The 22,889-nt window shown below is 35.2% G+C and carries 14 protein-coding genes; 4 read left to right on the top strand and 10 right to left on the bottom strand.

Translation table 11 applies throughout. From position 1 onward, the window contains the following. The first annotated feature begins 38 nt into the window (after nucleotides 1-38). The 3 genes from CW751_RS06265 (at nucleotide 39) to CW751_RS06255 (ending at nucleotide 4,251) form a co-directional block, all read left to right on the top strand. Nucleotides 39-1,853 carry a peptide MFS transporter gene (locus CW751_RS06265; RefSeq protein ID WP_101334148.1) on the top strand — a complete coding sequence of 605 codons (1,815 nt, stop codon included), beginning with the start codon at nucleotides 39-41 and terminating at the stop codon, nucleotides 1,851-1,853. A gap of 15 nt (nucleotides 1,854-1,868) precedes the next feature. Beyond that, nucleotides 1,869-3,959 (top strand): peptide MFS transporter, encoded by a 2,091-nt coding sequence (locus CW751_RS06260; protein WP_101334147.1) that lies wholly within the window; start codon nucleotides 1,869-1,871, stop codon nucleotides 3,957-3,959. A gap of 76 nt (nucleotides 3,960-4,035) precedes the next feature. After that, complete coding sequence (locus tag CW751_RS06255) at nucleotides 4,036-4,251, top strand: RNA-binding S4 domain-containing protein (RefSeq protein ID WP_101334146.1); 216 nt, start codon at nucleotides 4,036-4,038, stop codon at nucleotides 4,249-4,251. A gap of 431 nt (nucleotides 4,252-4,682) precedes the next feature. Here the strand turns inward: CW751_RS06255 and CW751_RS06250 are convergent, their stop codons facing one another. The 10 genes from CW751_RS06250 to guaB form a co-directional block, all read right to left on the bottom strand. Continuing rightward, the gene (locus CW751_RS06250; RefSeq protein ID WP_101334145.1) at nucleotides 4,683-6,248 is read right to left on the bottom strand and encodes a S1C family serine protease; all 1,566 of its coding nucleotides are present in this window, start codon (nucleotides 6,246-6,248) and stop codon (nucleotides 4,683-4,685) included. A 10-nt stretch (nucleotides 6,249-6,258) separates the two neighbouring features. Next, complete coding sequence (locus CW751_RS06245; RefSeq protein ID WP_101334144.1) at nucleotides 6,259-7,818, bottom strand: S1C family serine protease; 1,560 nt, start codon at nucleotides 7,816-7,818, stop codon at nucleotides 6,259-6,261. A gap of 149 nt (nucleotides 7,819-7,967) precedes the next feature. Continuing rightward, nucleotides 7,968-9,965, bottom strand: a complete 1,998-nt coding sequence (locus CW751_RS06240; RefSeq protein WP_101334143.1) for a peptidoglycan DD-metalloendopeptidase family protein — start codon at nucleotides 9,963-9,965, stop codon at nucleotides 7,968-7,970. A 23-nt stretch (nucleotides 9,966-9,988) separates the two neighbouring features. Then, nucleotides 9,989-10,861, bottom strand: a complete 873-nt coding sequence (locus CW751_RS06235) for a hypothetical protein (RefSeq protein ID WP_101334142.1) — start codon at nucleotides 10,859-10,861, stop codon at nucleotides 9,989-9,991. Nucleotides 10,862-11,171: 310 nt separating this feature from the next. Beyond that, nucleotides 11,172-13,817, bottom strand: coding sequence for a TonB-dependent receptor plug domain-containing protein (locus CW751_RS06230; RefSeq protein ID WP_101334141.1), 2,646 nt, complete (start codon nucleotides 13,815-13,817; stop codon nucleotides 11,172-11,174). A 62-nt stretch (nucleotides 13,818-13,879) separates the two neighbouring features. Beyond that, on the bottom strand, nucleotides 13,880-14,833 hold the full coding sequence (locus CW751_RS06225; protein ID WP_101334140.1) for an AAA family ATPase: 954 nt from the start codon (nucleotides 14,831-14,833) through the stop codon (nucleotides 13,880-13,882). Nucleotides 14,834-14,858: 25 nt separating this feature from the next. Continuing rightward, nucleotides 14,859-17,060: a peptidylprolyl isomerase gene (locus tag CW751_RS06220; RefSeq protein WP_133122143.1), complete on the bottom strand. Its 2,202-nt coding sequence runs from the start codon at nucleotides 17,058-17,060 to the stop codon at nucleotides 14,859-14,861. Further along, nucleotides 17,053-18,441 carry a peptidylprolyl isomerase gene (locus tag CW751_RS06215; protein WP_101334138.1) on the bottom strand — a complete coding sequence of 463 codons (1,389 nt, stop codon included), beginning with the start codon at nucleotides 18,439-18,441 and terminating at the stop codon, nucleotides 17,053-17,055. The genes CW751_RS06220 and CW751_RS06215 overlap by 8 nt, the downstream gene beginning before the upstream one ends. A gap of 20 nt (nucleotides 18,442-18,461) precedes the next feature. Then, nucleotides 18,462-18,995, bottom strand: a complete 534-nt coding sequence (locus CW751_RS15815; protein WP_165779231.1) for a peptidylprolyl isomerase — start codon at nucleotides 18,993-18,995, stop codon at nucleotides 18,462-18,464. Nucleotides 18,996-19,108: 113 nt separating this feature from the next. After that, on the bottom strand, nucleotides 19,109-20,581 hold the full coding sequence (guaB, locus tag CW751_RS06205) for an IMP dehydrogenase (protein ID WP_101334136.1): 1,473 nt from the start codon (nucleotides 20,579-20,581) through the stop codon (nucleotides 19,109-19,111). 142 nt (nucleotides 20,582-20,723) lie between these two features. Here guaB and CW751_RS06200 point away from each other — a divergent pair, with 142 nt between their 5' ends. After that, nucleotides 20,724-22,655, top strand: a complete 1,932-nt coding sequence (locus CW751_RS06200; RefSeq protein WP_101334135.1) for a Na+/H+ antiporter NhaC family protein — start codon at nucleotides 20,724-20,726, stop codon at nucleotides 22,653-22,655. The last annotated feature ends 234 nt before the right edge of the window (nucleotides 22,656-22,889 follow it).

Below are 22,889 nucleotides of genomic sequence, written 5' to 3'. Positions count from 1 at the left end.
TATTTATTTTCACGACCCAAACAGTTAAAGAATCAATTATGAGTTTAGATAGCAGCGTAAAAAGAGAGTTTATGGGGCACCCCATAGGTTTGTTTATTTTATTCTTTACAGAAATGTGGGAACGCTTTTCTTATTACGGAATGCGGGGGATTCTAACATTGTATATTGTAGCTTCAGCTTCTGCAGCAGATCCAGGTTTGGGTTGGAGTAGTAAAGACGGAATTTGGCTTTATGGATGGTATACTATGCTTGTTTATGTTGCTTCTATTCCAGGAGGATGGATTGCAGATAAATTCTTGGGACAAAAGAAAACTGTGATGTATGGAGGTCTATTATTGTGTTTAGGTCATGGTGTTCTGGCCATTCCACAAGATTGGGCGTTTTTTACAGGTTTGTTGTTGATTATTTTAGGTGTTGGTGGATTAAAGCCAAATATTTCCACTATGGTAGGAGGACTTTATGAAGAGGGGGATATCAGAAGAGATAGTGGTTTTACCATCTTTTATATCGGTATTAACATTGGTGCGTTCTTGGCAAGTATTTCTGTTGGTATGGTTGCTTATTATTATGGATGGCATTATGGATTCGGTTTAGCAGGAATAGGAATGTTATTAGGTCAGGCTGTTTATATTTGGGGACAAAAATTCTTGAAAGGTGTAGGTGAATTTACTGGAGGGGATAAAGCAACTCCGGAGATGAAAGCTGCTGCCAAACGACCGTTAACAAAAATAGAGAAAGACCGTGTAATTGTTTTGCTCATTTCTTTTTTAATTGTAATTGTCTTTTGGGGAGCTTTCGAACAAGCCGGAGGTTTAATGAACCTGTATACCGATACAAAAATTGATAGATATATAGGATTAAGTTGGTTAGAAGAAATTCCTGCAGCAGTGTTCCAATCATTAAATGCTGCTTATATCATCATTTTTGGAACAATGGTCGGTGCATTTTGGGTATGGTGGAAAAAAAGAGGACGTGAGTCATCTTCTTTGTTCAAAATGGCAGTTGGTACAATTATAATGGGATTAGGATATGTCTTTATGATGTTTGCATCTAAGGAAGCTGCTTCCGAAACTTTTGGAAAAGCGGCTATGTTCTGGATTTTCCTAGCATATTTATTTCATACGTTAGGGGAGCTTTCAACCTCTCCAGTTTCACTATCCTTTATTACCAAATTAGCACCGTTAAAATATGCATCAATCATGATGGGGATTTTCTTTGCAGCAACTGGTTTTGGTAATAAATTAGCAGGAAGTATTGGAGAAGCATCTCAATTAACACCATACAATGGAGATTTATCTGTTGAAAAGCAAGAGTTAACGCCATTTATGGAGAAAGATTCCATGGAAGTTAAAGATGCAAACAATCAAGTGATGATTACTTATGATTATCCGATTAATGAAGATAAGAACTTTACAATCAAGAGTAATGTATTTTTACAAAATGAAGAGATTCAATTCGAAGAGTTTGAAACTAGAAAAGATTTAAACCATCTTTTTGCTTTAGACCAAGAAAGAAAAGATGAATTGAAAGGTGTGCTAACCGAAAATGAGGTTACTGAGGAATCTCCTTATCATGCGAGACTTAATTTTGAAAAAGACGAGGATGCCTTGAAGGTGGCAGAAAATAAAGGAGATGGTAAAAATTATAAAGTATCTTTTGTTTTAGAAGAAGAACAAAACGAACAAGAGTACAAAACATTCATGTGGCTAACGATATTTACAGTTAGTTTTGGTATTCTCTTGATAATTTTCCTTAAAAGATTGAAAAAGCTTACTCACGGTGCGGAGGAGAAAGAAGTTGAAGGATTAGAAGCTGAAGGTTTTGAAATCGCTGATACTGAGATTAAAGATTAATATAAAGTAACTATTATGACAGATGCAGAAGTTGTGGACAGAAGTGAACACGATGAGTTTTTTAAAAGTAAAGTTTTAGGTCACCCTGCGGGATTATTTGTGCTCTTCTTTACAGAAATGTGGGAACGTTTCTCTTTCTATGGGATGCGGGTTTTATTGATTAACTTCCTAACGATGGCTGTGATTGGTAGTAATCCAGGTTGGGAGTGGACGGCAGAGAATGCTGGTGCGCTTTTCGGAACTTACGCAGGATTACTGTATTTAACACCAATCTTAGGAGGAGTGCTTGCCGATAAGTACACAGGGTACCGCGGTGCCGTATTAATTGGTTGTGTGATTATGACAGCAGGACATGCGTCAATGGCTTTTGAAACCGAACTTTCTTTATATTTAGGTTTGGCTTTGCTTGTTTTAGGAACAGGATTTTTTAAACCAAATATTACTTCAATCATTTCTGAAATGTATACCTATCTACCTGAAAAGAAAGATGGGGCTTATACTATCTTCTATATGGGTGTTAACGCAGGAGCATTTTTTGGAATGATGCTTTGTGGTTATTTGGCTGAACGTGTAGGATGGTCTTGGGGCTTCGGATTAGCGGGTGTATTTATGTTATTCGGTACTATTCAATTCTTACTGTCAAAACCTTTGTTCGGAAAAATTGGTGCAAAACCCATTCGTAAAACGAAAGAACAAAAAGCGACTGAAGTTAAAGATTATAAAGAAAACAAATTTACAATTGTAGATAAAGTACTCATTGTAGTTACTTCAATAATAGGTTTGCTTTATCTTATCAACGATCCTGTGTCAAAAATTGGAGGGATTAACCTTTTACCGGAAGAGTTCTTGTTGGCAAAAGATACATTGTCTGGTGACCTAGTGATTATTATTGCTGGTGTTCTCTTGTTTTTATACCTTATCATTACTCGTATTATTCGTTATGAAAAGGTAGTTAGAGACCGAATGATTGCCGTAATTATCTTTGCTTTCTTTACGGTATTGTTCTTTATTCCTTTTGAACAAGCGGCAACTTCGATGGTTATTTTTGCCAGAGATTATACAGATCGTGTTTTAACAGGAAACTCTGCGCTGATCTTCAATATTGTGAACACCTTATTAACTGTAATTCCATTGATGATCATTACATGGGTCCTTTATTTATTGAATAAGAAGTCATTTAAGCAAATACCTGGAAGTAATATCACTTTAGCTATTTGTTTCGCTTTAGTTTGGGGGATTGTTGTTTGGATGCTCACACAAGATTTTTCTACAAAATCTTATGATGTTAGCTATCAGGCCGTACAGGTAGAAACCGAAGTAGATGGAAAAATGGTTGAAGAATACGTTCCAATCACAGAAGCACGACCTTTAAAGGAGGGTGAGGTTGCTGAATCAAAAATATTGAGCATCTCATCAAGTAGTGAATTAAAAGTCGGAGAACCTGTTGCAGCTCATCTAGAATTAGGTAAGTATCAATATTTAGACGAGGTGGCAGAGAATAAACTTGCGGTAGACTATGCCGATGAAGGCTTGCAATCTCAGATTGTAAAAGGAGAAGTAGCAGAGATAAAAGATAATGAAGTTGAAATTACTGTTTCGTGGTTTAGTATCTTAAACTCTTTCTTTATTATTGCTTTCGCCTCTTTCTTCTCGAAATGGTGGGAAAGTAAATACAATCCTTCAGCCGCAATGAAGTATGCTTTAGGTTTGATTTTGGTTGGTGTTGGTTTTGCTATCTTAGCGTACGGTTCAAGTTTTATTCCTCAAGGAGCTGAAGCAGGAATGGTTCGCGTAAGTATGGTGTGGTTGGTGCTTGCCTATCTGTTCCATACTATTGGTGAACTTTGTTTATCTCCAGTAGGTTTGTCTTACGTTAGTAAACTAGTTCCCGCAAGAATGATTGCATTAATGTTTGGGATGTGGTATTTAGCCATTGCAATAGGAAATAAAACAGCTGCTTCTATGGGAGGTATGGTTGAAGAAATTCAAGAAGAATATAGTTTGTCAACATTCTTCCTAATCTTTACTGCAATACCTGTAGTTGCTGGGATTTTAATTGCTATTTTAAATCCTTTATTAAAGAAATTAATGCATGGCGTGAAATAAACGCTAATGATGAATATGCTCAACCGCTTTGCATTCCCTGATGTGGAATCGAAGCGGTTTTTTTTATCTTTGTATTATGGAAAAAGTTAACTTTTCACTAGAAGGTGAATATATAGAACTCATTCAGTTGCTAAAAACACTCGGTATTGCGCAAACAGGAGGACATGCGAAGATGATTGTTGAAGACGGGGTAGTTGTTAGGGCAGGTGAGGTTGAGCAACGTAAAAGAGCTAAAATTCGACGTGGTGAAACAATTGTTATTGGGCAGCAGATAGAAATTGAAATTTCTTAAGTCGTTGCTATTACCAATCCTAAAACAATTCCATACTTCAAAAATCTTTTTGCGGTTTCATTAATTTATTTGAATTAGAAATTACTGTCTGTAGATTTTTAAAATTTGAAAAGCCTAACGCTAACCGACTTTCATTTTGATTATCGCTAAAGTTTTTGATTTTATAGATGGAGAAATATTATTAAAACCACATTGGTAGAGTAGTGGAGAATCATTAAATAAATTACCCCAATAATCTTTATTCTAACGTTAATTGAAATCTTATCTCAATGCTTAATTTATTCAATTTACTAACCGGTAAGCTTCCAATGGAAACGATTTGAACTTTAAATTTAGCAATTATAAGTATGGACTATTCCTATAAATTATAATGCATAAAAAAAGCCTGTGGTTGTTTACCACAGACTTTTAATATAAATTTTATTGCTTTATTATTTGAATTGGATGTTCAACATTTCTTGAATTTTCCCAATTTTTATTGCGAAACCAACACCTTCAACGCCAATTCCTACAAGTTTTGCATTAACAATACCTAGAATTTCACCTTCACTATTAACAAATGCTCCACCACTGTTTCCACGGTTTACACTTGCATCAGTTTGGTAATATTCTTGTCCATTGTCGTTAGTTCTTTGACCAGAAATAATCCCTTTACTTAACGTTTGACCAAGTTCAACCGCATTAGGTGTTCCAATTGCATAGATATCATCTCCAATACTCCCTTCTTTAAAGTTCTGGATGTCGTATGATAGCTTGTTTTGGTGGTCAATTTTTATAATCGCCACGTCATCGAACGCATTGGACTGAATAATTTCCGCATCAAATTCTTCCCCATTATTTAAAACGACTGTATAATCTTCGTCTCTAGAAATAACATGGTGATTTGTTAAAATGTATCCTTCGTTATTAATGAAAAAACCAGAACCATGTCCCTCATCTGTCTTTATCGTAACTGTTGCAGCTAGCGCTTGACCTATGTTTTTATCTATAGTATTAGTTGGTTCTGCGATTTCAATTTTATCTAATTCTTCGGCTTTTTTCATTACTTCAGAATTCGCAATATAATCTTCTGATTTTAAAAGGTTATCTAAAGAAATTGCGAAAGCATCATTGAATAAAATTGCTTCTTCATCTTTTTTCGGGAAAGGTGTTGCAATTTCACCAGTTGTTACTTTGTCTTCAAATGTGAATATTTCCGTTTTATAGATGTCTTTAACTGTCCATTTTATTCCTATTTCACCACGATAAAAAGCACCTTGACCATAATAATGTATGGGTGTAATTTTCGTAAGTGCTAGATAATTAAGGTCAGCATCAAGATATAATGTATTTGTTTTATTCTTGAGTACTTTGTTTAACGTATCGACATATCCACGCTCTTTCAATTCATCGTTTATAATATCAGAAAATATGGTGTTTTCGATTTTTATATTTTCTGTATTTTTAGAGCTACCAAATATAGAAGTTGTTTCTTTACGATTCTCATCAATTGTATATCCTGCGTTTTTATATTTTGTTATAGGCATACTAAATTGTTCCAGGCTATCTTTCTCAACATTAAAAGCAACATTGTTTACAATTATGTACTTTTCGTCTTCTTTTTTATCAGTTTTTTCTATTGTTGATGGTTCGAATTTTTTCTCTGAAAGATCATAGCGAAAACTTTTACGACCACCTTCAAAAGCTGGCGCAAAGTACAGTATAAAAGGTGGAAGCCAAGATATGATATATAATGGCGACCTTTTAGACATGAAAGAACTGTAATAAGCAGGTAAATAACCTTCTTTTTTAACTATAAACTGATATGATTGGTATTGTTTCGTTAATTTGAACTCTTTGTAATCACCAGATGCCACAAGAGAGTCTTCAATATAAACTTCCGCCTCTTGATCATTCGTTGAAATGTTTACTTTTTGCTTTTTTGAAGCTATTATAGATGCACAACTTGTTGTGAAAAATAAGCTTGCTAATGATAAATAGATTAATGGTTTCTTCATTTATTTTGGATTAATTATATTTTAAATTTAGTGATTTTACCGCGCGTTTAATTTCTATGGCAAATCCAATACCTTCTATACCAATACCAACGAGTTTGGCATTTACTATTCCTATTAGTTCTCCAGATTTTAGCACTAAAGCTCCACCACTGTTTCCGTGATTTACACTTGCATCTGTTTGAAAATAGGTTTGTTCATTGTCATTCTTTCTTTTTCCAGAAATAATCCCCTTACTTAAGGATTGTCCCAATTCAATTGCGTTTGGAGTACCTATGGCGAAAATTTCGTCTCCAATTGAACCAGTTTGTTCTCCTTCTAAGTTAAATGAATATGTATTCTGATGTTCTATTTTAAGTAGTGCAAGGTCGTCAAATTCACTTTGTCGAATAACTTTAGCTTGATGTTCTTCTCCATTATTGAGAATGACTGTTAAATCTTCCTTCTCAACACCAGCTACTACGTGATAATTGGTTAACAAATATCCTTCATTGTTAATGAAAAATCCTGAACCATGTCCATCTTTTGTTTTTACGGTAACTGTTGCTTTGAGTGCGTTTCCAATATTGTTATCAATTAATTGTGCAGGTTTCGATACGAAAAACGCTTCTTTTTCTTCACTTTCGACGATAATTTTAGAAACATTAAAATAATCTTCCGTCTCGAGTAAATTAATGAGCGATTTACTTAAAGCATTTCTGAAAAAATAATTCTTTTTGTCATCATCTACAAACGGATTTGCGATTTCATCTGTTCTTACTTCATCTGTAAAGGAGAATAATTCTTTTTTGTAAATATCTTTTACTGTCCATGTAATGCCTATATCTCCAATGAAAAATCTAGGTGTGTTTGTGGAATAAACTATTCTCGTTAAGCTTAGTGAATTTATCTCTGCATCTAAATACAAGGTGTTTGTATTGTTGTTTAAAATGTTTTTTGTTGAATCCGTAAAATTACGGTCTTTTAAATACTCATTTAAAATGGTGGAGAAGACCGTATTTGAAACTTCAATATCATCGTCTAAAATTATACCATGATGTTCATTAACATCGTATCTTTTTTCTCGTAATTGATAACCAAACCTTTTATAAGAGTTGAGGAGCTGTATAGTTTCACTCAAGCTATCTTTTGTTAAGTTAATAGAAACGTCATTAACTAAAATATACTTATCATCATCGCTTCTATACTTTGATTTTTGGGTAGATGGGGCAAGCGCACGACTCTTAAAATCATATTTATAAGATTTGATACCGTAATCATAAAACGGTGCGAGCACAACAACAAAAGGAAACCATGATAGAAAATAAAGTGGAGATCTTTTTGAAGCAACTACACAATAATACTTATCCTCAAATCCATCTTTTTTGACAATCACTTGTTTGGTGTCAAAACTTTTTTCAAGGGAAAGATTAGTAGATGCACCAGCGGCTAATAATGTATCTGCTGTATAAACTTCGGCTGTTTCATCTTCTGTGCGCAATTCAACTGTTTGTTTTTTAGTTCCTAAAATAGTGGCGCAACTTTGAAATAAAATCAAAGAAGAAAGTAAAAGTGCGGGTAATAATGTTTTCATAAAATATGTTAAACATACAAAAGTAGAATATTTTTTTGGTTGCACCTTAAATTTTTACGAAAAGAAATATTTTAATCATACACTTTTAAAAAAAACATCCTTCATTTTTCTTATGAAGGATGTTTCTGTATAATTTTATACTTAAGCGTTTACAACTTTTCAATCTTAAACGTGTGTCTAAAACGAGGAGAACTTATTTTCAGAAAATAAAGCCCTGTTGGTAGTCTACCCATATCGAAAGATTTCTCAAATGAATGGTTACTGGGTTGTATTTCTTTACTAATAACCACTTGTCCCGTTGCATTAACAAATTGAATGGTATGTTTTTCATTCCTTAACCCATTCAATGTTATGTGTATACTATTGCGTGTAGGATTCGGATAAGCTAGTAGTTGCAAGTCTTCATTGAAATAGGTGAGTCCTAAACTCGATACAGGAATACAAGCTGATGTATCAATACAACCTTGTTTTTCTAAAACCACTGCGTAATCACCGTCGACTGCTGGACTAAAAGTTTGTTGTATCGCTCCATTAATTGGATGAGATGTAGCACAATTAATCCATTGATATTGTGCATTGTTTTCATCTGCTGTTAATATACCTCCTGAAGCACTAATGTTTCGATTTAAGCTTAGCGCGCTTACATTCAGTGAACGAGTCGGACTTTCTCCACAAATATTGCTTGCCTTTACAGAAACCGTTCCTGCTGTTCCATCAGTTGTAGCACTAATTAAAGTCGTATTAGAACTACCAGACCAGCCACTTGGTAAATTCCAAATAAAGCTAGTGGCACCAGAAACTGGACTTACACTATATGTTTCAGTTGTATTTCCTCCACCACATAATTTATCCGAACCAGAAATTACGCTCGGAATTTGTGGGATATCAGTAACCCCAACCATGATGGTTTTCATTGCTGTACTACCACAGTTGTTTTTAGCAATTACGCTAATTTCACCTCCAGTTGCGCCTACATTTGCTGTTATCGAACTACTAGATGAAGATCCTGTCCATCCACTCGGTAATGACCAAACATAACTTGAGGCATTAGTGACCGCTGGAATAGAATATGTTTGAGATGAGTTCTCACATACTGTAAGATCACCACTAATATTTGCAATGCTCCCTGGTTGTGGACATGTATGTGTGACTTTTATTTTAAATGTTGGACTAGATGGAGGAGAAGCAATATTGTTCCATTCATAAACCCTTATGTAATAGGTTGATCCAATCGTTAAGTTGTTAAATGTTTTGGAAATAGAAGAGGGAACACCAACGGGATCATAACATGAAATATTTGTTCCAGTAGTACATCCAGAACGAAGTTCAATGACTCCATCAAAATTACTCGCATAATTAGAAAGTGTTATGGTGTGGCTGCTTGCCTGTGCTGTAAATTTATAATACACATCTAAATCATCGTTTGATGAACAGTTACAACCAGTACATTGATTTGGACCGAATGAGCCTGATGCACAACTTACGGTTCCGCTTAAAGTTGAACCGTTTGATGTAATTGTGCGCGCTGAGGAACATTCATCATTGGATGGTGGCGTACAAGGTGAGCCAGAACATGACCCAACAGAGTTTGTCGATCTGTAACAATATCTTGGTTTTACTTTACATCCACATTCTATGAAGTTGGGATAACGTTTGTCAGCAAAAGCAACACCACCAACATCTCTCCATTCGAAATGAATATGGTCTCCAAATGAATTTCCAGTATTTCCTCCGTCTGCAAGTCTACATCCTTGTTCTACATATTGTCCTACCGAAACATAAATCGTTTCGTTGTGTGCATAATAAGTTTGGGTATTATCAGAATGACGAATTCTAACGAGTTTTCCATATCCACCTGCCCATCCTGCGTGTACTACTGTTCCAGCTTTAACTGCTCGAACAGGATCGTAAACACCATTTGGAGAATCAAAATCAATAGCAATATAACCGTGTGGATTAAAACCATTGTAAGCTGAATTAGGCCCACAGGAGGTTCCAACGCCCCCTGTCGGAGCAGGTGAGCCTGTTCGAGAAACATAATAGCTTGTGCCGCTATTCCAAGGAAGTTTAAATCCCTGTCCAAAGGCATCTAAAACAAAAAGCTGAATTATTAAAAAACCGATGATATATTGTGTAGTTTTTTTCATAGTAATAAGGGTATTCGTAATATTTATTGCGCTTTAATCCATCCTTCTAATCCAATAAATGTTTTCTCATCGGAAAAGATACGCGTTTCTTCTTTTTGTTTTAAATCATAAATAAAGAGCTGATTGGGTGTAGTGTGTACATTCACAGGTTCTGAAGCAGCTGAATATGTTAGGTAACGGTCATTTGGAGATAGTACTGGAGTGATTGAATAGTAGGCGTGCAATGGTATTTCTGTACTTTTCTTTGTTTCAACATTGTAAGCATAAACTGCTTTGTGAATGTCGTAACTATCAAAGATCAATCCTTCTAAATATACAGTTTTATTATCCTTTGAAATTGCAAAAGGTTTGAAGGCAAAATCAGAGTTTGGACTAGTATCTCTGTTGAATAATAATGTGGATTTTTTAGTGTCACTATGATACATCCAAACGTTATACTCTTGCTTTTCATCAGCTCTTTCTATGTAAAACCACAGACTTGGATCGGTATTAGATTGTAATCCAGTGTAAAAAATCATTCCATCGGAAATGGGTAAAGCATTAAGAATATCCTTTGGCATTACGCTCGTTGTGAAATATTTGTCATTCTCTATAGTTTGAGCTGACTGAGGGTTTGATACAGGATTTGGCTGGCTAAATCCATCGGACTCAAAATTTATTTGATGCAATTGATCTTTTAAGTAAAACAAAATTGCGTAAGGAAAACTTTGTTGTTGATCCCCTGTTGCTTCCAAACTTCCTTGGGATTTTTCCGAATTTTGATTGGTGTTTTTAGGGGTTACTTGATTTGAACTTTTAACATCACTCAAGTTGTTATCCTTTTCTTGATTTAATAGCGTGTAACCTAAAGCGGCTACTCCTATTACTATTACAGAGATTAATAGACCTTTTTTCATAGTAGTTTCTTTAATGTATTGAAATGCGATTGTTCAACGCACAAATTTTTTGGAAAAATCTATAAATTCAAGACAATACCCAAAAAAATAACTAATATTTTTTTTAAAGTTAAATTTCAAAGAGACGCAATAGTTCTAATATCAGTCTATATTTCATAATTAATTCTAAAGTAAACTGAAATATAATTTTTATTTAGGATACAATATGATGGATCATCAAGTCTTAAAATGTTCTTTAATGAGCAGCGACGGATTAAGATTTGGAACCCAAAATTGAAAGAAATAGTGTTTATTATTTCAAACAGTAACTTTACCAGCGCAATATTAATTTTAGATTGAACCTACGTTGTGTTAGGTAGTTTGGAATTGCAATATATCTTCCCTCAGTATCTTGAACCCATTGTTGAGATAAAACATTATTGATGCCTAAAAGATTGAAGACTTCAAAGTTAAGCTGAACTGCTGTAAAAGGTCGCAATAGTTTTATTCGGTCTTTTTTATTGGGTTTTGTATATAAAAAGTCATAGCCCAACCCAATATCTACTCTAAAGTATGATTTCTGTCTCAAAGTGTCTTTGTATCTGTAATTTCCGGGTGGACCATAAGGAAGACGAGATCCAAAATTGAAACCTAGTTGTGCAGTAAATTGCTCAATTCCTGGCATTCTATCTTGAAGTAAGATCGCAAATGTAAACCATTGGTCGGTTGGTTTTGGAATGAATCCTGGACTGTTTAAACTGCTATCTGTGGGTACATTGTTAAATGTATAACCAGGAATAATTTCTTCTCCGTCGGCGTTAAAATAGGTATAATAATCATCGTCTTTTAAATCTTCAATACTTCTAAGAAGCCCAAGCTTGAAGAACGATTGTATTCCATCAATAAATTCACCATGTAGATTGAAATCTAAACCGTAGGAATGGCCAATGGCATTGTTTTTTGCGTAGTAACGAGTTCTTACATTATCTATACTATAAGGATTAACGTCCCATAGGTATTTGTAAAATAATTCACCTGATAATTTAAAAGGGGTATTCCTTTCCCACATTTCAAAAGCATAATCGATACCCGTAACGAAATGAAATGATTTTTGGCTTTTTACATCCATATTAATTGAACCATCTAATCTCCTTAACTCTCTGTAAAAAGGAGGTTGATAGTAAAGTCCTGTGCTGGCATGTATTCTTAAATACCTTTTCTTAAGGTTTCCTTTTTCATTTAAGTAGTAACGTCTTGGAAAATAACTTACCATTGCGCGTGGTGTGACATAAAACTCTTGATTAAAAGCTGTATAACCTGCTCTGAGACCCGTGTTAAATGAAAGCTGCGCTCGTGATCTTTCAATTGTATCATGATGAATAGACTTGATTTTGTTACCCAAAGAATCAATTTTTTTCACTTTTATAGCGACAGGAAAATCTCCTTTGTAATAATTGAAAACGTTACTGTATTGCAAAAAACCACTTGTTCTGAAGCTGGATAATTGATTTTGTGCTTTTACCACTTCATTCAGCTCTATGTTGTTGTCATTGCTTTGCGGAAGGCTATAACCAGCCGAGTCAACTAGGCTCCATTCGCTCATGACATCATTAAATTCTTCATATTGCGCCGAGAATCCCCATTGGAGTTTTCCTTTTTTTATATAATCCAATCCGTCGTCGCTTAATGATAAAAATTTGTATTCTCCTTGGTGTCTTAAAGAGTATATCGTGGCTTGTAAACGATTTCTAGAATGATCAAGAAATGAACCTACTCCAAGGGTAGCAATAGAATCACCGTATTCCTCTTTTGCGGGGTCTTTTTCGAGTTCATTGATAAAATATTCACCTAAAATGTCAAAAGTTTCTCTTTCATCTGTATTAAAAACTTTAGCATATAGGGCTAAGTTGGTTCGCTTGTTGACGTCCCATTTTAAAGAAGTGGCGCCAGTAATGGTTTGGAAACGTGTTACTTCTTGTCCTTCAAAATAGACCTTAAAGCTAAGCGGCTGTTGAACAGTTCCAATTTTTGTTTCTTGTGTTTGTGGAGCAAATAAATAGTCGTTTGAAGAAAAATGCCCAAGAACAGACCAAATTAAATTTTCTTTAATTGCATAATTTGTGAGTACTTGAAAATCATAAAATTTGGGTTGGTAGGCGCCTTTAACCGGCAAAGCGTTTAATAAATAACTTTGATCTTGATATCTTCCTGCCACTGTATAATTAAATCTTGCATTCACTTCATCTTCAACGTGAGCGGATACACCTAGTAATGATGCGTCAAGTGAACCTCTAAATTTTGTTGGAGTACGATAATTTATGTCTAAGACCGAGCTTAAACGATCACCGTAATTCGAAGTGAATCCACCTGCACTAAAAGCAATATTTTCAACTAAGTTGGGATTGATAAAACTCATTCCTTCTTGTTGTCCTGTCCGTGTGAGAAAAGGCCGATAAATTTCGAAACCATTTACGTAAACCAAATTTTCGTCGTAACTTCCACCACGTACATTGTAATTGTTTGACAGTTCGTTACTAGAAGTTGCAGCGGTTGTTAATGTTATGTATTTTTCGACGCTGCTTTGTGGACCAGGTATTCTTTGCACCTCTATAACTGGAAGGTCACTAATGGTATTGTCATTGGCTCTAGCTGTTACCTTTATTCCTGAAAAGTATTGAACATCTAATTTAATTTTACTTATGGTAGTTGTTTTGTTGTTCTCGACAAATACACTTTTCTCTTTTATTTCGTCATCAAATGCTATGACTAATACGTGTTTTCCTGTCGGTGTTTCTAATTTGAAAACGCCATCCAAATTTGTTGTAGTACGAATAGAGGTGTTTTGTTTTAAGTAAACTTTTATCTCTGGAAACCCCTTGTTTGTTTTATCAACCACTTTTCCTGTGATAAATCCTGTTTGACTAAATCCAGTAAGAGAAAAAGCAATTAGAAAAATAAATAAGGAAAAATAATTCATGAATTACACTGTGTTTACGAAATAAACGATGAAATCTTTAGATTGGTATGTTACTTTGAACTTTAAAGTAATTCATTAATAATTTTATCCATGTCGTACCCCTCAGCTTCGGCCTTGTAATTTCGTACTAATCGATGACGAAGAATAGGATGAGCAACCGCTTTCACATCTTCAATGTCTGGTGCGTACTTTCCTTTTAAGGCGGCGTGACATTTTGCTCCAATAATTAAATATTGAGAAGCTCTTGGTCCCGCTCCCCAAGTGATAAAGTCTTTTGTGATTTGAGGTGCTGCGGGATCCTTAATCCTTGTTTTTCCGACCAGACGAACTGCATATTCGAGTACATTTTCCGCTACGGGTAATTCACGTATTAAGGCTTGGAAACGAGTTATTTCGTCACTGTTCATAATTTGCTGAATCTCCACATTCAAATCCTGTGTGGTAGATTTAACAATAGACATTTCTTCTTCAAATGTTGGATAGTCAACCCAAATGTTGAACATAAAACGATCCAGTTGTGCCTCAGGTAGAGGATAAGTACCTTCTTGTTCGATAGGGTTTTGTGTTGCTAATACAAAAAAAGGCTTGGGTAAATCATAGGTTTTACCTGCTGCTGTAACTGTTTTTTCTTGCATCGCTTCCAAAAGTGCCGATTGTGTTTTTGGAGGAGTTCTGTTAATTTCATCTGCTAAAACCATATTGTTAAATAATGGCCCTTTTACAAACTGAAAAGCTCTGTTTTCACCTAAAATTTCAGCACCTACTATATCTGAAGGCATTAAATCAGGTGTAAATTGAATACGATTAAAGCTTAACCCCAATGATTGCGCTATTGTATTGACAAGTAGTGTTTTGGCTAATCCAGGTACGCCTACAAGTAGACAATGTCCTCTTGAAAACATTGAAATCAGTACCTGATCAACGACCTCGTCTTGACCTACAATTACCTTGTGGATTTCCTTTTTTAATGTTTTGTATTTTTCTACAAGTTGGTCTAATTCTTTTACGTCTGACATATTTTGTAATGTATTGAAAAATTAGTTATTGCCACGAATAATAAAAGTCACAGTCTTGATATTGTTCATCAAAGCGAACATACGTTTTTTTAACTTTTTTATTTACCCAGTTAAGAATAACTTCTTCTTTCTTATTGTTTTCTGTAGCTTTTTTGATGAAATTATAATCATCTTTTAGGTTGGCTTTGTGCGGTTCAGTTCGGTTTTTAATTCGAACAATACGCACACCGTCTTTACGAGAACGCATATCTGTATATAATGCTGGGTTAGAAATTTCTCCAATCTCTAGTCCATTAACTAAACCAAATATTTGTGGATCAATTTGATTTATGTTAGCAACGTCCCAATACATATCTCCAGTGTATGGATTGGAAAGTGATCCTTGATTCTGTTTCGTGTCGTCATCTTCAGAATAAGCCAAGACAGCTTCATCCCATGTAATTTCATGCTTTTTCAAACGTGCGTAACATTCATCCATCAATGTGGCGGCGTCAGTTAGTTCTTGACGGCCAATTTCTGGGGTGAGCAAAATGTGCCTAACCGTATAGTCATCACCTTTTCTAGATTCTAGTTGAATAATGTGGTAGCCGTATTGTGTTTCAACTACTTCAGATATTTCTCCTGGCTCAAGAGAAAAAGCTGCTGCTTCAAAAGGCTTTACCATCATACCACGTGTGGCTTCAATCCGTCCACCTTGTTTTGCACTCCCTAAATCTTCCGAATGAATTGTTGCAACAGCAGAGAAGGAACGATTTCCCTCATTGATATCTTGTCTCCAATTATTCAGTTTTTTGATCACATTATTCCTGCTTTCCTGAGTTATTTTAGGGAAAATAACGATTTGCTGAATGGCAATTTTTTCATTAATTAGTGGAATACTATCTTCAGGAATGGATTTAAAAAAGGCTTCAACTTCATTTGGGCTTACCTCAACATCCGCAATAACTTGGCGTTCCATTTCTTGAGACAACATTCGGTCTCTAATAATTTCGCGAAATTCTTCTTTAATTTGTGTATAGGATTTACCATAAAAAGACTCTAATTTCTCACGACTTCCTATCTGTTGTTCTAATGTTCTTAGTCGATTTTCCATTTCGGCATTAACTTGTGCGTCCGTGATTTCGATACTGTCCATTTTTGCTTGATTCAACAGTAATTTCTGATAAAGAAGCTCCTCCAAAATAGTACAGCTCGTATTGTTATCAACTTTTTTGTCTTCGCTTTTGAGTTGTATTTTTTGGGCTTCAATATCTGATAGTAAAACAGAAATATCCCCTACTTGGGCAATGATTTCATCTATCGTTTGACCAGATTGTCCTGGTTGATTACCACCTACAATCTGTGTTTTTCCAAAATGGATAACACTCAAACTAAAAATAACTAATAGGATACTTTTTTTAACATCTTCTAATATTGTTTCTTTTGCTGTTTTACGTAATTGATTTACCCGACGTTTTAAAATATGTCGTTTTATTCCAGCCCTTTCAATTTCCATCGGTGAAGATATGGATTTTGTTCTGAAATCTAGTATGTTTATATAATGAGTGTCCCCATTATTTTTAAAAATCATTTCTCCCTTCGATTTTACTAAACGTTCTTTCGTCTCTGTATCGATGGCAACTTCTTTGATTAAGTCATCAATATAAATCCATCGTTCTTCCTCAAAATAAAAACCAGTGGAGTATAGACTAGCATATTCCTTAATGATTTTGAGATCTTTTTCTTGTTTAAGCAAATAATGCTCTTCAGTGTTCAACTCTTGTGCAATTGTGTCAGGAAGTTTAATGTACAAGGCGCGAACAATAAAAGACGTTTGTTTAAAATTGGCACGATGTGAATCATAGTAATTTTGAATTTCTCTTTCTGTAATAACAGAGTCTAAGTTTTTTCGAATAAAATGATTTTCTAATTCGAACAAATTGCGTTGTTTTAGTTCCTCTTGCATTAAAACTTGATTCGAATAAAGCTTCACTTCAGAAATATCCTTTAATGCAATTTTTACCCTTTGCTGTTCGGCCCATTGATTGATAATGTATTGATCAATGTCGTCAACTTGTATATCGTCCGCATAGGTGTTTTTTCTATCATTAAACTCCTTTTCATATAATTTGAATTCACCCACCTTGCAAATTATACGGTCTTGCTTTTCCTGACAAGCAGTATAAAACATAAAAAGGCCGCTCAAAAGAGCAACCTTTAAAATGATGTATTTTATTCCTTTATTCACCAAGTTGATATAGTACGTCTTTATTTACTTTAATGGTGTGTTTATTATTTAATTCCTCCAACCATTTTTTCTCTAAATATTCTTGGTAATCTTGAATTACCCTTCCTTTTGCTTCACTTAATTCTTTAGGTCCAGCTGGAAGTGTTTCTTCAACAACCACCAAATAGAACTTTTCATTGTGTTTGAAAATTTCATTTTTACCCAATTTTAAGTCTTTTCCAGCTAATACAGGATGATCTTCTTGAACAAATTTTCCTTGCTTTGCCTCAAGGTTTAATTGTGAATCAGCATTTACTTTATTTAATATTGAACTCATGTTCATTGAGTCTATATCAGTAAGTAAAGCAGCTTCAAGCACCATTTCGCGCTTATCTGAGCTGTAAATATTCACCTTTAATCGTTCTTCCCATTGATACTGATCGATGTTTTTGTTGAAGAATTTTTCTAGTCCAGTTGTGTCGTTAATCGCTTTGTCCCATACTTTATCTTTCATGATTTCATAGAGTAAAACACCATCATGATATTCCTGAAGAAGCGCCTTGTAAGCAGGGTACTTTTCTTCTAAACGACTTTTCTCATCGGAGAGAATGATGTCATTTTGCCAATCTTTATAATTCTTGTCAATAAAGGTTTTTATAGGCATTGGGTTCCTTCTTTTTTGATTTTCAATATGATCTAAGAAGGACTGCATGTCGTATTTTTGTTTATGGTATTTAAACATCCACTTGTTTTTTGGCAGGCTAGGAGCTTTCCAGTTCTTTTTAAAAACCGTACTGTCTATATTTTCATAAAACCATTCAATTCTTTTGTTTTTCTTATCTACAAACTTATTTTCTGTTTTTAATGAATTTATAAAAGCTTCTTGCGTTGCTTCTGCTCGATTTCCTCTGTTGATTTTTTGTTTTATCGATGGTAAAAGCTCTTCTTTTGTTCCTAATGGTTGATAATCGAGTCTCTTAACAATGTGATAACCATACGCTGTTTTAAATGGTTTGGAAAAATCGCCATTTTCATCTAGTGCAAATGCAGCATCTTCGAACTCCGTAACCATTCTTTGATTTGTTCCAGAACCAAAAGCAGGTAATTCACCTCCCTTTGATTTCGATCCAGGATCGTCTGAATATAAACGAGCTAGTTTGTCAAAAGATTCGCCATTTTTTAATTTTTCATAGATTTCATTTATTTTTTTCTTAGCGTTCTCCTCATCTGAACGGCTTGGGTTATCATTTGTGACAACCATAATATGCGCTGTAGTTATCGTTCCTCTTGCTTCTCGTTTATCAAAAACTTTTACAATGTGGTAGCCAAAATTAGTTCGAACAGGCATAGAAACTTCTCCAATATTTGTTTCATAAGCTGCCGTTTCAAAAGGGTATACCATTTGAAATGCTGTAAAATAGCCTAAGTCACCGCCATTTTTTTAACTGAAGGATCCTCAGAGCCATCCTTTCCTTTTGCAACCTCAGCAAAGTCCTCTCCATTGATAATTCGCTTTCTTAATTGCATGGCTCTATTATATGCTTTCAGGGTATCTTCAGGTGCAGCGTTTGGCTTGAGGTTAATTAAGATATGCGAAGCTTTTATCTCCGATTGCATTCTTTGGTAAGCCTCGTCTATCAATGCTTGACTTTTGCTTTTATCTGTTAAGTAAGGTTTTGCTAATTGTTCTTTATAGCCATTTAATTCTCGAACTAAAGCAGGGATAGTGTCGTAACCAAGTGCTTCTGCTTCCGCAACTTTAAGTTTGAACTTTTTATATAGCTCAACATACTCATCCAAGCTTTCTTTATCGTATTGGGGATCGTCATTATTCTTTAAATAAACTTGAAGAAACTCACTTTTAGTTATTGATTCATCATTGACGGTCAGTACGACAGGGTCATTTTTTTGACTCAAAACAGAAGACCCTATCAAAAGGACTGATATTATCGTCAATAAGCCTGATTTAAAATTCATATTGATGTTATTTATAATTTTATAATTACGAAAATAATATTCTAATTCATCTAAAACACTTTTGAAACAAAAATATTGTTTGAGAACCAATACTATTTAAAACTATAGTTTGGAGCTTCTCTTGTAATTGCTACGTCATGTGGGTGAGATTCCGTCATCCCAGCATTGGTAATTCTTACAAATTCTGCACCTTGCAATGCTTCAATATTAGCAGCTCCACAGTATCCCATTCCAGCACGAAGCCCTCCAACGATTTGGTAAACAACTTCTTCCAAATGTCCTTTGTAAGGTACTCGACCTGCAATTCCTTCAGGAACAAGCTTTTTGCTGTCGTCTTCTGTATCTTGGAAATAACGATCTTTTGAACCTTTTTCCATGGCTTCAATTGAGCCCATTCCTCGGTAAGCCTTGAATTTTCTACCTTGGTAAATGATGGTGTCTCCTGGTGACTCGTCTGTTCCTGCAAACATAGAACCTACCATTACCACATCAGCTCCTGCAGCAATTGCTTTTACGATATCACCAGTGTAGCGAATTCCTCCATCGGCAATTATGGGAATACCTGTTCCCTGCAATGCTCCTGCAACTTCATTGATTGCTGTGATTTGTGGAACTCCAACTCCTGCGATAATTCTGGTAGTACAGATTGATCCTGGACCAATTCCAACTTTTACAGCATCGGCGCCTGCTTCTACTAAGAATTTTGCTGCTGCAGCAGTGGCAATGTTTCCTACAACTACGTCAATTTTTTTATGTTTTGCTTTAACCGCTTTTAGTTTCTCTACAACTCCTTGCGTATGTCCGTGAGCAGTATCAATTACAATTGCATCAACCCCAGCTTCTACTAAAGCGTCAACTCTTTCTTCTGTATCATCAGTTACCCCAACAGCAGCTGCAACGCGCAAACGACCGAATTCATCTTTACAAGAATTAGGATGCTCCTTTACCTTAATAATGTCACGGTAGGTGATTAATCCAATTAATTTATTGTTTTTGTCAACAACAGGAAGCTTTTCAATTTTATGTTCTTGAAGAATATCTTCAGCGGTCATTAGGTCCGTAGATTCTGTGGTAACCACAAGGTTTTCCTGTGTCATCACTTCTTGAATCGGACGGTCTTTTATTTTTTCAAAACGTAAATCTCTGTTGGTAACAATTCCTTTTAAGATTCTGTTTTTATCTACAACTGGAATACCTCCAATTTTATTTTCTTTCATTAGGGCCAATGCATCTTTTACCATTGCATCTTCTCCTAAAGTAATCGGGTCAATAATCATCCCACTTTCCGAACGCTTCACTTTTCTTACTTCAAGTGCTTGCAGTTCTATACTCATGTTTTTGTGAATCACACCAATACCACCAGATTGAGCCATAGCAATTGCCATACTCGATTCTGTTACTGTATCCATTGCTGCAGAAACAACAGGTGTGTTTACAGCGATGTTTTTTGTGATTTTACTTTTAAGAATTACGTTTCGGGGAAGCACTTCTGAATGTGCTGGAACAAGTAGGATGTCATCGAATGTTAATCCTTCTCTTACTTTATTAATATCTCGGAATGCCATTTTGAACCTATTTTATGTAAATAAATTCGCACAAATGTACTAATAATTAAAAAGCAACACGATTTTTTATCATTTTTTCTAGTGATAAAATTTGTTAAACTGTCATTATTATTATATTCGACATCTAAATGAAATAAAACACATGCTGAAACACATTGCTTTTCTTCTGGTATTTCTGATTGCATTTTTAAATAATAGTGCTTTTTCTCAGGAAGTAGTTTTCCCTGAAGTTATGCTTAAAAATGTGCCAACAGATGTCCAAGTAAAAGCTGTTGAATCCGCTGATTTTCTCATTTTAAATGGTGATACTTTGGTCTTGGAGGAAGCTGGTGAAAACTTTAAGATGAAGGTTAAATTAGCTGATGATGATATTCATTTTACAGATCCTAATATACGGTTTGAAAAACCATTGGTGATTCCAGGTTGGCTTTCTTTATTGCCTCCATTAATTGCTATTGTTTTGGCTTTAATATTTAAAGAAGTACTATCTTCTTTGTTTATCGGGATTTTTATTGGAGCTGCAACAATTGGCTATTATGGAGGTGGAATCTCAGGCATCTTTGCAGCATTTTTTACCGTTCTCGATCATTATATTTTGAACGCTTTAATTGACACAGGTCATATTTCTGTGATTTTGTTCTCCGTTTTAATTGGTGCAATTGTCGCCATTATTTCAAAAAATGGTGGAATGCAAGGCGTTGTAAACCGATTAGTGAAATTCGCTACCAATAGAAAATCAGGAATGTTAACGGCCTATTTCTTAGGATTAGCTATATTTTTTGATGATTATGCGAATACCTTAGTCGTAGGAAATACCATGCGCCCCATTACTGATCGTTTGAAAATATCTCGACAAAAATTGGCTTACATCGTTGATTCTACTGCTGCTCCGATTGCGGCTGTTGCCTTTATTACTACTTGGATAGGAGCAGAGCTGACCTATATTTCTGATGGAATTAATAAAATACAATTGCAGCAAGGAGTTGTTATTGATGAAAGTGCTTATGGCGTTTTTATGAACTCTTTGGCTTATTCTTTCTATCCTGTTTTTTCCTTGTTTTTCGTGTTTTTTATGTTGTACAAACAAAGAGACTTCGGACCAATGTATAAGGCCGAAATCAAGGCGATAAAAGAAGGAGTAACTGCGGATACTGTAACCAATAGAGAACTCGAGGAGTTTGAGCCCGTGAAAAACGCCAAGTCAAGGGCTTATAATGCTATTATTCCTGTTTTTATTGTAATTACAGGAACTTTCTTAGGATTGATTGTTACTGGCTTATCAACCTCTCATGCAGAACTGTTGGGTGCCGGTATTGACTTAAGTAATGGGACTTGGGCAGCAATTGGAACGGAAGGAAGTGACCAAGTTGGTTTTTTTAGAAAGCTAGGAATAGTGATAGGAAACGCAGATTCTTATTTAGCCTTGCTTTGGTCATCAATGTCAGGTTTAGCTGTTGCCATCATAATGACTATTTCTCAAAGAATCATGTCACTTCGTGAAGCAATGGATACCGTTGTAGTTGGAATAAACACGATGATGCCAGCTGTAGTCATTTTGATTTTGGCGTGGTCGCTTGCTGGTGTAACAGAAAGCCTAGGCACAGCTGAATATCTCAAGGCCTTTTTTGGAAACGACTTTTCACATGTTTGGGTAATTCCAGCATTAACCTTTGTGTTGTCTGCATTTATCGCCTTTTCAACAGGTTCTTCATGGAGTACAATGGCGTTAATGTATCCATTGGTGATTCCATTGTCTTTTGCTGTAGCGGCTGGAGATCCAAATTTCTCTGAAATGGCAATAATGTATAATACCATTGCTTCTGTATTGGCCGGTTCTGTGCTTGGTGACCACTGTTCACCGATTTCCGACACGACAATCTTGAGTAGTTTGGCCACTTCTTGCGATCACATAGAACACGTAAGAACACAAATGCCTTACGCTTTAACAGTCGGAGCTGTGGCCTTGCTAGTGGGGGTTATCCCAGCTGCATTTGGTGTGCCGAGCTTGGTGGTGTTTGGAGTGGGGATATTGCTGTTGTATTTGGTAGTGCATTTTGTGGGGAAGAAGGTTTAGAATGCCGATGAATCGGCAGGGAGAGGAAAGTTTAGTTTTGAGGGAGAGGTTGGTAATGACCAGCTAAATTTTACTCTGTATTGAACACGGATGACACAGTTTTCGAACACAGATTTTTACGGATTTATTTTATTTGTGAAAAATCGATTTATTTTATGAAAAGTTTAGCTTTATTCCATTAATTATTCAGTTATAATGACTTTGTCTTTTCCTCGAGCATTCTGAAGTTTACAA

This window comes from Brumimicrobium salinarum (genome assembly GCF_002844555.1).
Lineage (GTDB): Bacteria > Bacteroidota > Bacteroidia > Flavobacteriales_D > Crocinitomicaceae > Brumimicrobium > Brumimicrobium salinarum.
Note: the sequence above shows the minus strand (reverse complement) of the source record. Positions and strands in the feature narration are given on the sequence as shown.